At 50.6% G+C, this 11,393-nt stretch carries 9 protein-coding genes; 6 read left to right on the plus strand and 3 right to left on the minus strand.

The window, feature by feature from the left end; genetic code table 11:
- Positions 1-3: 3 nt before the first annotated feature.
- From AB6B37_RS14490 to AB6B37_RS14500, 3 genes are all read right to left on the minus strand, one after another.
- A complete protein-coding gene (locus tag AB6B37_RS14490) occupies positions 4-480 on the minus strand; it encodes a GNAT family N-acetyltransferase (RefSeq protein WP_371396555.1) in 477 nt (158 codons plus the stop codon).
- Positions 481-549: 69 nt separating this feature from the next.
- Positions 550-3,342: a peptidoglycan-binding protein gene (locus AB6B37_RS14495; RefSeq protein WP_371396556.1), complete on the minus strand. Its 2,793-nt coding sequence runs from the start codon at positions 3,340-3,342 to the stop codon at positions 550-552.
- A 129-nt stretch (positions 3,343-3,471) separates the two neighbouring features.
- Positions 3,472-5,241: a hypothetical protein gene (locus tag AB6B37_RS14500; RefSeq protein WP_371396558.1), complete on the minus strand. Its 1,770-nt coding sequence runs from the start codon at positions 5,239-5,241 to the stop codon at positions 3,472-3,474.
- A 207-nt stretch (positions 5,242-5,448) separates the two neighbouring features.
- Here AB6B37_RS14500 and AB6B37_RS14505 point away from each other — a divergent pair, with 207 nt between their 5' ends.
- The 6 genes from AB6B37_RS14505 to AB6B37_RS14530 are packed head-to-tail and all read left to right on the plus strand — an operon-like array spanning position 5,449 to position 11,369.
- Positions 5,449-6,012, plus strand: coding sequence for a MerR family DNA-binding transcriptional regulator (locus AB6B37_RS14505; RefSeq protein WP_371396559.1), 564 nt, complete (start codon positions 5,449-5,451; stop codon positions 6,010-6,012).
- Between the two features lie 27 nt (positions 6,013-6,039).
- The gene (locus AB6B37_RS14510; RefSeq protein ID WP_371396560.1) at positions 6,040-7,833 is read left to right on the plus strand and encodes an acyl-CoA dehydrogenase C-terminal domain-containing protein; all 1,794 of its coding nucleotides are present in this window, start codon (positions 6,040-6,042) and stop codon (positions 7,831-7,833) included.
- The gene (locus tag AB6B37_RS14515) at positions 7,833-8,297 is read left to right on the plus strand and encodes a hypothetical protein (protein ID WP_371396561.1); all 465 of its coding nucleotides are present in this window, start codon (positions 7,833-7,835) and stop codon (positions 8,295-8,297) included. Before AB6B37_RS14510 ends, AB6B37_RS14515 begins: the two co-directional genes overlap by 1 nt.
- A 36-nt stretch (positions 8,298-8,333) precedes the next feature.
- Positions 8,334-9,491, plus strand: a complete 1,158-nt coding sequence (locus AB6B37_RS14520) for an acyl-CoA dehydrogenase family protein (protein WP_371396562.1) — start codon at positions 8,334-8,336, stop codon at positions 9,489-9,491.
- Positions 9,492-9,523: 32 nt separating this feature from the next.
- On the plus strand, positions 9,524-10,126 hold the full coding sequence (locus AB6B37_RS14525) for an FMN-binding negative transcriptional regulator (RefSeq protein WP_371396563.1): 603 nt from the start codon (positions 9,524-9,526) through the stop codon (positions 10,124-10,126).
- A 31-nt stretch (positions 10,127-10,157) separates the two neighbouring features.
- The gene (locus AB6B37_RS14530) at positions 10,158-11,369 is read left to right on the plus strand and encodes an acetyl-CoA C-acetyltransferase (protein ID WP_371396564.1); all 1,212 of its coding nucleotides are present in this window, start codon (positions 10,158-10,160) and stop codon (positions 11,367-11,369) included.
- Positions 11,370-11,393 lie beyond the last annotated feature (24 nt).

The raw sequence follows: 11,393 nt of genomic DNA on the forward strand, positions 1-11,393 counted from the left end.
CTTTTAATCTTTCAAATCAAGCGCCATATAGCGCGAACACCCCATAGGGTTGTCATAATAACGGTCTATGTCTTTAAAGCCCAAAGCTTCATAAATTTTATTAGCGTGAGTAAGACCCGCGTCTGTATCTAGAAACATCTGGCTGTACCCTAACGTTTTGGCTTGGCTTATAGCCCGTTCTGTCAAACGTTGGCCTAGCCTATGCCCCCGTCCAGCAGGACGGCAATAAAGACGCTTTAATTCGCATATCCCTGGTTTGAACGGCTTTATGCCGCAAGCCGCCACAGCCTCGCCGTCCAGCCGTACAAGCAAAAGCGCGTCATATATGTCGGGAAATGTCGCAAATTCTGCATCCGTGCCTTGAAAGCATAAAGACTGCCCCAGATAATCCTCTATAAAGGCCATATAATCAATGAATACGGCCTTCACAGCCGCAATGTCATCTTTGGTTTTGGCGTTAATTATGGAAATTTGGCTCATAATCATGGCTTAAGACGCGAGGCACGCATTGACAAGCAATCACTCGCGCAATGTATGGCGGGGGTAAGCTTAAGTGCCTGCCGCAAGTTCAAGACGGTCGATCAAGCCTGCGTTTACACGCCCTGTTTCGGGTAAGCCGTTCGCGCGTTCAAAGCTGATAATTGCAGAGCGCGTTTTTGGACCAATAGCGCCATCAGGCGCACCGACATCATAACCGAGGTCAGACAGCAGGGTTTGGGTCTTTGCGATAGTTTGCTTCGCATCAACAGAGGCATTAGATGACGTCTTGGCTGTTTCACCCCACGGCATATTTTTGAATATGCCGTTGGCGAGCGCATCAATTTGACGAGGTTTAAAGGCCGCCACTTTACTTGTTGCCTCTGATACGATCGCTTCTGGCAGCTCCGTTTTCAAAATCGCAACACGCGCAGCGGCCGTTTGGTCGCCCTGCCCCGCAGCAACACTATACCAATAAAAAGCTTGCTTTGGATCGACGGGCACACCTTGACCCGATTCAAATAATACGCCCAAATTAAATTGGCTGTCCACGACACCGCGTTGGGCGGCTTCTTGGAACCAATAGGCGGCAGCCGTCATATCCATCTTTGCGCCGCCGCGGCCTTCAGCAGAATAAAGTGCCAAGTCATGCATAGCGATGCGGTTTCCGCCTTTGGCGGCACGTTCAGTTAACGTGCGCGCAATGTCTAAATCCGTCCCAACGCCTTGGCCTGCCTCATAGAGTTTTGCAAGGCGGTAAAGCGCAGCGGGCTGGTCTTGATTGGCTGCCAAGCGAATAAGCGCTACTGCCTCTTCGGTTTCGCCCATTTCTAATTTTGACAAGCCAAGCTGTAATTGCGCAATTGCGTCCCCGCTTTGGGCGGCGCGTTCTAATGCGGTACCCGCCGCTGCGTTATTATCCAGCGCAGGCGCTTTATTATCAGCATAATCCCCGATGGACGGAACCGTTTGCAAATTACCATCCACGCTTAGTGTTTGAGAGCCGTCATTATTACTATTTTCCGCAATAGGGAGCGGCGCGCCAAAGGGGTCTTGTAGGGTCGGATCATTCGCCGGTTTAAAAACGGTTTGCGAGGCGACTAAACTCATGACACCCACAGCAGCGACCATGGCACCGAGACGTTTGTTCCGCGGCGTCAATAAAGTTGACGCACCGTTAGATGATTTTGCCGCTTTAGGGGTTTTTACCTTTTTAGCTTTCTTGCCTTTTTTAGATTTGAACACACCAGGACGAGCCGATTCCATAGATTCGACGTTACCATTAGCGTGGCTTTCTGCATAAGCAGGGTCAGCATAAGGCAAAGGTGTCTCGTCCAACGGCAACATATCCGCTGGCGTCGTATAAGCTTGAGTTGGATAGGCTTGGTCCTGATAGGTTTGTTCGGGATAAGCCTGTTCTGGGTAAGGTGGCGCCGCATCATTGGGATAGGCTTGGGCCTCTTGGCCATAAGTCGCTATGGCTGGATTATTATAGGGAGCGGATGGGGGCGCGTAAGGATTATGACCTGTCTCCTCATAGGTTGGCTCCAGATTATGCGGAACCGCAGGAGACGGAGTTGCGTAATGGGCAGGGTCATAAGGCACAGCTTCGCTGCTCGTGGCCTGTTCTGTTAAGGCCATTGGCTGCGGAGCGGCGTAATCTTGTGACTGATAAGGTGTGGCCGTGGCTGCAGGCCTTGTATCAAGCGTTGTATCAACGGCAAGATGAGGCGGGGCAATCGGTTCAGCCTGCGGCGTCGGCCTATCAGGACTAAAGGCGTCCTCTGAATAGGCGTGATGGACAGGACGTTCTTGAGGTGAGCCGCCCTCAGGACGTCCATCTTGCGGCGCCGTTATACTCGGCTGAGCCAGCGGCAACGCCTCCGCATCTGTTGCTAGGTAAGGGACAGCTGTGTCAGAGCGCGGAGTTTCAACCAAGCTAGGCGCAGTTGGGTAATGCGAATTTTCCGCCAAGGACGATACTGGCGCACTGGTCAGGCCGTATTCAAGCCCCTCAATACGCGATGTAAGAGAATTAACAGACCGGTTCAGATGGCTATCGGTTGTATGGATTTGATCTTCAAGAGCATCTAGGCGGCGTTGTAAATTAGCCTTAAAGCTATCCAGTTCGGCTTGGGTACTAAGCGCGATCTCATTGACGCGATCTTTGATCATGGCCTCGCCGTCTTCGGCGCGCTCATTTAAATCTTCCGCTAACGCGACAACTTTATCACCCATTTGGGTCATGGCTTTGGCGTTTTCAGCCTCGAGTTCTGAGAGGCGCAGCATCATACGCTCGTCAGTTTCCATAATAGCGCGAGAGAGCCTCGTTTCTGTGCTATCTTGGGCTTTTTTCATCGCAGCCATAGCTGCCATACGTGTTTTTTCCTCATGGCTCAACCGAGCATCAACAGCCAAGGCAAGGTCAGAAATATTACGGTTTATGGACGCAATAGCGTCACGTTGAACGATCTCACTCTGGTCAAGGCGCGCATTCGCGTCATCAATAGCGCGAGCGAGATTTTCCAGAGTTGGATTTGAGAGCGCTTGCGCCAATCCCTCTGTGACGGCGCGTTGATTGGCAGCCATTTGGGATTGAAGCTTTTGTGTCAAGGCAGTGACATGATCTGTCAGCGCGGCGCGACTATCAGCATTATGACTATGGGTGGCATTGGCAAGGCGGTCAAAGTCATCAGTCAAAGCTTTGACTTGACGTTGTGTCTTGCTTTCAGCTTTTTTCAGACGGGCCTCAATTGCACTTAAATCATCATTAAGTGCTTTTAAGGTCAGACGGCCAGAGGCTTTAACCGCAGAGGCTTTGCTCTGAGTTTTAGGCTTCTTCGGCGTTTTCGGCGGTGTCGCCATGGACCAGTCCTTGAATGATGCGTCTGGCTGTCACAGATAAAGTCAGACGCAATGATGCAAGATATGTGTCCACCGATTGTGGTTAATCACTGGTTAATGCCGTTAACCTTTTTATGTAAAAAGACTGTTTTATGGCTGTATTGGCGGGAAAAAGCCTGGTGCACCAGCAATCAGCTTGCTCTCGGCCCGATCAAACGGCTCTGTCATAGAGCGCGGGGCATCAGCAAAGGCACGCAAAGCATCTGACATATCCCAGCTTTCAATAAAGGCCCCTCTTGCAGCATAAATCTGCGCGAGGCCTTGATAGGCGGCATAATCATAAGGGTCTTTGGCAATCGCTTGATTTAAAAGCGTCTCAGGGTCTAAATCGCTTAGCCCCGCTGTCACGATTTGATTGCGTTTCATCTTTGCAAGACCCAACGCTGTTACGCGCAGAACAACGCTTGGAGCGTCTGGATCCGCCACAGCTTCTTGCAAGGTCATAAGAGCCGCTGTCCGTGTTCTAGCTGTCGCTACCCCGTCAAAAGCCTTAATTAAATCCGCGATATCAGGTTCTTCAACGGCAAGACTGCGCGCACGCCTTAGCATATCACAGAGACCGTCCAACGCTTCACACCCACCCAACCTGTCGGCCATAGCTCTGGCGGATAACCAAACGGCCAAAACGTCACCTATATCTAAACGCACGCCCATAGCTGCGAGCGTCGCTTCGGGGTCTGGCGGGCCGCCCAAAGCCCGACCATAAAGCGCCTCATTCATCACAAAAGCAAGCGGACTAACCGCCTCCATTTCTGTTACTGACAAAGCCGTTTGAGGCAGTGGAAAAGGAACGTCATCAGCGACCACATCAGTCAAGGTCCAAGTCTCGAACTGTCCGGCGGGCGCATTAGGCGTCTCTGTGTAGAGTTTTAAATATGTCGGCGCGGATTTTATATCGGTCAGTGTGGACAGGATTTCGGGATGAATTGCTAGGCTATGATAAAGCCACGACACAAGGCTATAGCCTTGGGAGGGTGTATCAAAACTGGGGCCGTTGAACTTACCCGTAAAGACAGTTTTATTATCAAACGTCCCTGTTTTAGTCGTGTCGTCTTTCTTTATAATCAAGCTGCCCTTTGGCAAGGCGCTCGCAGCAAATCCCAGCGAGGCTTCAAGATAAAACGCATTTAAGCCTTTCGCTTTGTCCGCAGTAGGAAGCGATAGACCATTGCGTTTAGGGCTTGGTCCAATGTCTAAATGACGGAGTGTGCCGCCGCGTGTCATACGCCGCACAGTATCGATATTTTTATAACGCGCCGCATAGAGCGACACATTGGTAAAATGTTCTGGCGCATCAGCGTGAAGCGTTAAAAGGCGGTGCGTCTTGAAATCAATAATTTGCATCGGGCCGTCACCGCGTGCACTCGCCGCATAATCTGGCCCAATTAAAACACTCACCATATCGGAAGGGCTTTCAATGCCCGTCATACCGTCGGCTTTGACAACTTTATAACGCAGTTTTAATTGCGGAGAGGTGCCATTTCCGCGCGCTGTCAGATAAGCATCCGCTGTTTGGAAAAAGCCGTATTGCCCTGGCGCGGGTTCAAAAGTGATTGTCTCTACAGGCTCAGGACGTGACACAACAGGCAGGGGTATATCACTCATCATCTGGCGGTTGGATGAGCTGTCCTGTGCAGTGGCGTCTTCGTCAATACTCTTGTCGTCGTCAGTGTCGCTAATGTCACTGATAACTTGCGGTTGTTTGGCAGCTTGGGTCGGTGCGACAATTAAAGACATGACGACCCTATCACGCGGCGTCAGCATAGCCGGTGAGTTATCAGCGGTTTGCGCCAAGGTTGGCATTGCAGAGGCACCAACACCAACAGCAGCCATGAAGATAAGCTTTAACCGCGCCTTCATATGAGTCCGCAATTTGGGCCATATTCTGGGGTGTGCGTTGTACAATGATACCATGCGACCACTTTTCACGAAGTACGCGATGGGTCAAGGCTTTGCCCCAGTTGAGCGAAAATCATCAAGCCCGTTGTTTTATCAAGGTCAAACTCCGTTATGCATGATGTTGCATATTACGTTGACGTTAACGTCACCGTTATGTTATGAGGCCGTATGAGCAGACAAGACTTCATCCCCCGCGACAGTATTGCGCAAGACACACAGTCTTTGCCGCATGTGCCCGACGCTGGCTTTTGGGGCATCAAAGACTTTGCCAAATTATTCAGTGTGACGCCGCGCACCATCCGTTTTTATGAGGATAAAGGCCTGATCACGCCCAGTCGCGAAGCAGGCTCGCGTGTGTTTACACCCCGTGATTATGTGCGTGTTGAACGTATCCTGCGCGGTAAACGTCTCGGCTTTTCATTGGACGATATTCGAGAAGTTTTTGAAGTGGCTGATGGCCACGTCACAAGCCGTATCGAGCTGATGCGCCGTAAAGACAATTTTCGTAAAGTCGTTAAATCGCTGGAACGTCGTCGCCATGACATTAAACAGGTGACGATGGAAATGGACATGATGTGCCAGGATATCGAAAGTTTTATACAAACAACCCCTGATGATGAGGCAGGCGCTGTCTTTAAACATGCCGCCGCCTATGCCGCAGCCTTTGCGCAAACATTTTCCGATGATGAATACCCTTTAGGCTATCCCGCCACCGCTCAGATGAGCTCTTAATTATTTCAACCCTTAAAAGGATGTCTTATGCCCAGTTATAACGCCCCCATTCGCGATATGCAGTTTGTTATTCACGAAATGCTCAACGCAACAGAAACGCTGACGAAATACGCTAAGTTTGAAGATGCGGAACGCGACCTATTTGATGCCATTATGGAAGAAGGCGCTAAGTTTACCTCAGAGGTGCTAACCCCGCTAAACGCGGTCGGTGATCACGAAGGCTGCGTGCGTCACGAAGACGGCTCTGTCACAACACCAACAGGGTTCAAAGAAGCCTTTAAGACAATGGTTGAAAATGGCTGGTTGTCCTTGGCACAAGACCCTGAATACGGCGGTCAAGGCTTGCCGGGCCTCCTGCATATTGCGTCTGGTGAAATGCAATCAGCGGCCAATATGGCCTTCGCCATGTATCCGGGCCTGACCAACGGCGCGATTAAAGCCATTGAGATTGGCGGCAGCGACGAACAGAAGCGTTCATATCTTCCCAAAATGATCCAAGGTGAATGGACGGGAACAATGAATTTGACCGAGCCGCATTGCGGGACTGACTTAGGCATGTTGAAAACCAAAGCGGTGCCCCAAGCAGACGGCAGCTATAAAATCTCAGGTCAAAAAATCTTTATCTCGGCTGGCGAACACGACATGTCTGATAACATTGTCCACCTTGTGCTCGCCCGTATCGAAGGCGCGCCCGAAGGCGTGAAAGGGATCTCCCTTTTCATCGTGCCCAAGTTCACATTGGACCCAGACGGGAACCCAGCGGATCGCAACACGGTGACTTGCGGCTCTATTGAAGAGAAAATGGGCATCCACGGCAATTCAACCTGCGTTATGAATTACGATGACGCTGAAGGTTACCTCATCGGGGAAGAAAACAAAGGCCTAAAGGTTATGTTCGTCATGATGAACCGCGCCCGCCTTGATGTCGGTATGCAAGGTCTAGCCCAATCTGAAGTGGCCTATCAAAACGCCGCGGCCTATGCCAAAGACCGTACACAAGGCCGGGCTTTGACGGGCCCTGTTAATGATAACGGTCCAGCCGACCCCATCATTGTCCACCCTGATGTGCGCCGCATGTTAATGGAAACAAAGGCCTTTAACGAAGGCGCGCGCGCGCTAATTTATTGGGCAACAATGCTGGAAGATATGGAAGGTGTTCACGAGGACGAAAAGTTCCGCGAAAAAGCGGACGATTATCTTGGTCTTTTGACGCCCGTCATCAAAGGTTACCTCACCGATATGGCCATGCGCACGACAATTGATTGTCAGCAAATCTTTGGGGGTCACGGCTTTATCGAAGAATGGGGCATGAGCCAATTTGTCCGCGATACCCGTATCGCGCTTATCTATGAAGGCGCAAACGGCGTGCAGGCGTTGGATTTGGTCGGCCGTAAGCTAGCCCGCAAAGGCGGTCGCGCCCTTATGAGCCTAAACGCTGAAATTGACGGCTTTATTGCGGAGAATGAGTCCAATGAAAATATTTCAGAATTCACCACAGGCCTGAAATCAGCCAAAGCCAAATTGCAAGACGCCACTATGTGGTTGATGCAAAATGGTATGACCAACCCGAACAATGCGGGTGCAGGGTCTGTTGATTATATGCACATGATGGGCCTGACGACTCTGGCTTATATGTGGGGCAAGATGGCCGTCACAGCACAAGCGGCAATTGATAATGGCTCTAATGAAGATTTCTATCCGAACAAGCTTATCACGGGTCGTTTCTTTATGGCGCGTATGTTGCCGCAAATTGATGCGCATCTCGCAAAGCTTAAGACAGGCGCAGAGCCTGTCATGGCCCTTGATGCGGCGGCATTTTAATGACCATGCGCTCAGCTAAAACCCTCACTATTGCCGCTCTGTTGACAGGGTCCCTTTTGGGGGCCTGTCAGACAACCGCTTCCGCCCCTGTTGTGTGCGATGTGAGCGCCGCTGATATTGAAGCCGTGCAGACACAATATCGTGCACAATTTGAGACCGTAACCGAAAGTCTTGCGGCATCTGGCGTGAATGGTGATAAAGCTCCTCGCCTTAAAAAGCCTTTCAAAAAAGACATTACTGAAACTGTGTCTGTATCGGCGGATAATTCAAACGCAGCCATTGGTTACGCGTGGCGGATTGAGTTAGCGGACGGATGCGAGCTTGACGCGCGCACGGGTACGAACACACAAACCGCATCAAAAGATGCCAAGCCTTTGGATGTGAAAGCCATATCGTTTTCGGGTGAGAAGCTACCCGACGGAACGTCACGCTTTGACCCGCTTAAAATTATCATCGCCAAATAGATATACACCAATAATTAAATATAGAGGGAGGCCTTTATGGCTGCTGTCGATTTCAAAAACCCAGACTGGTATGACGAAGAAGATATCAATATTTTCCGTGAGGCCGTTAACGGATTTTACTCGCGCGAAATGGCGCCACATTCAGAATCGTTTCGTAAGAACAAAGTCGTTGATCGCAAGTATTGGAATATGGCGGGCGATATGGGCTTGCTGAACTGTTCTATGCCCGAAGAATATGGCGGTGGTGGTGGTGATTACCGTCATGAAATGATTATCATGGAAGAGCTGGTCAAAGCCAATGTCGACGGGTTTGGCCTGTCCCTTCATAACGCGATTGTTGCGCCTTATATCCTGCATTACGGCACGGAAGAGCAAAAACAAAAATGGCTCCCACGTATGGCATCTGGTGAGTTGGTTGGCGCGATTTGTATGTCAGAGCCTGGCACAGGATCGGATCTGCAATCTGTGAAAACGAATGCCAAGAAAGACGGCAACGGTTGGATTTTAAACGGCCAGAAGACATTTATCACCAATGGCGGTACGGCCAACCTCCTGGTTGTGGTGGCAGACACAGGCGGTGAAGGCAAAATGTCCAAGTCGCTTTTCGTGGTTGAAACAGACGACGCAGAAGGCTTTCGCCGTGGGCGTATCTTGGATAAGGTCGGTATGGACGCCCAAGACACAGCCGAGCTCTTCTTTGATGATTTAAAGCTACCCGCCGACAGCCTCCTCGGCCCTGAGCCGGGTCACGGCTTTATCCAATTGATGAAAGAGCTGCCCCAAGAGCGCCTTAACATCGCTGTACAAGGTGTGGCTCAAATGGAAGCGGCATTAGAAACAACGATTGAATATTGCAAAGACCGTAAAGCCTTTGGCAAATCTATTATGAGTTTCCAAAACACACAGTTTGAACTCGCCGAATGTAAAACCATCACCCATATCGCCAAGACATTTGTCTATGATTGCGCCGAAAAACACCTGCGCGGTGAGCTGGATACGGTCACGGCCTCTATGGCCAAATATTGGGTCACTGACAAAGAGTGTGAAGTCATTGACCGCTGCCTGCAACTGCACGGTGGATACGGTTTCATGAATGAGTACCGCATTGGCCGCATGTACCGCGATAGCCGCGTTCAGAAAATCTACGGCGGCACAAATGAGATCATGAAGCTTTTGATTGCGCGCTCTCTTTAAGCCAACCCCAAGGAAAGGAGCATCAGACGACGATGTATCCACCCCCTTATTATACCGATAATGCGCCCGCCTTTACGGCGGGTGTTATGCGTGAGCATAGCTTCGCTGTGATGACTATGGTGGGCGATAACGGTCTATGCGCAACACACCTTCCTTTTGTGCTGAAAGACGAAGGCACCCACGGGACACTTTACGGCCATATCGCAAAATCAAATCCAAAGGCGAAACTGCTTGATGGGCGGCGCGAGGCTATGGTCGTTTTTTCTGGCCCTAATGCCTATATCTCAGCCAGTTGGTATGATCATCCTGATAGACAAGTTCCGACATGGAATTATATTTCTGTTCAAGCGAGCGGCAGGCCTGTTGCCTTAGAGGCACAGAATTATATGTCTGAAATGGCGGTCTTAGTAGAACAATATGAAACTGAAAACGCATGGTCGATTGATGACGCACAAGATTATGCCGCCCGGATTATGGCAGGCATTGTTTATTTCAAAATGCCGATTGATACCGTTCAAGGCTTTCGCAAAATAAGCAGCAATAAACCCAAATCTGAGCGCGAGATAATCGCCGCACAGCTAGAGAATAACAACGAACATGCCATGGCTGATGCTATGCGCCAATTAAACGCCTAATAATTAGAATAGACCTTAAGGAGACCCCACCATGACTGATGCTTATATTTTTGACGCCGTGCGCACGCCGCGCGGTAAGGGTAAGAAAAACGGCAGCCTGCACGAAATTACGGCGCTATCGCTTCTCACCCAGCAGCTAGAAGCTATTCGTGATCGCAACGATTTGGATACATCCAAGGTCGACGATATTGTCATGGGCTGTGTGTCGCCCGTGGGTGAGCAGGGCGCAGATATTGCGCGCACAGCCTCTATTGCCGCAAATTACGCGCAAACAGCCGCGGGTGTAACCATCAACCGTTTTTGTGCATCAGGCCTAGAAGCCGTCAATATGGGCGCGGCCAAAGTAATGTCCGGCATGTCCGACATGGTTGTCGCCGGCGGTATCGAGTCAATGTCACGCGTGCCCATGGGCAGTGACGGCGGCGCTATGGGTGTCGACCCCAGCTTTGCCTTTGACCATTATATGGTGCCCCAAGGGATTTCAGCAGACCTAATTGCGACCAAATACGGCTTCTCCCGCGATGATTGCGATGCCTATGCCGTGGAGTCACAAAAACGGACAGCGCGTGCTTGGGATGAAGGCCGATTTAAAAAATCAATCGTGCCTGTGAAAGATCAGCTTGGCGTTACAATCCTCGCCAAAGACGAACACATGCGCCCAACAACCGACATGCAAAGCCTCGGTAGTTTAAACCCGTCCTTTGTTGGTATGGGTCAAACCATGCCTGGTTTTGATTTTGTCGCTGTGCAAAAATATCCAGAACTTGAAACGATTAAACACGTTCACCATGCGGGTAACAGTTCTGGTATTGTTGACGGTGCGGCCGCTGTGCTTATCGGCACAAAAGAAATGGGTGAGGCGCTTGGCTTAAAACCCCGCGCGCGTATCAAGGCCTTTGCCGAAATTGGCTCAGAGCCCACTATCATGTTGACTGGCCCTGAATTTGTGGCCGCCAAAGCCCTAAAGCGTGCTGGTATGTCCGTTGACGATATCGACCTTTATGAGCTGAACGAGGCGTTTGCCGCTGTGGTGCTGCGCTTTATGCAAGCCCATAATGTCAGCCATGATAAAATGAACGTGAACGGCGGCGCCATCGCGATGGGTCACCCGCTAGGTGCGACAGGGGCGATGATCCTCGGCACAATGGTGGACGAGCTTGAGCGCTCTGACAAAGAGACATCACTTATCACGCTATGTGTGGGCGGCGGCATGGGCTCTGCCACCATCATTGAACGCGTTTAATTAGATTAAGATTACAAGAGATAG

The sequence above is a fragment of the Fretibacter rubidus genome (assembly GCF_041429785.1).
Taxonomy (GTDB): domain Bacteria; phylum Pseudomonadota; class Alphaproteobacteria; order Caulobacterales; family Maricaulaceae; genus Fretibacter; species Fretibacter rubidus.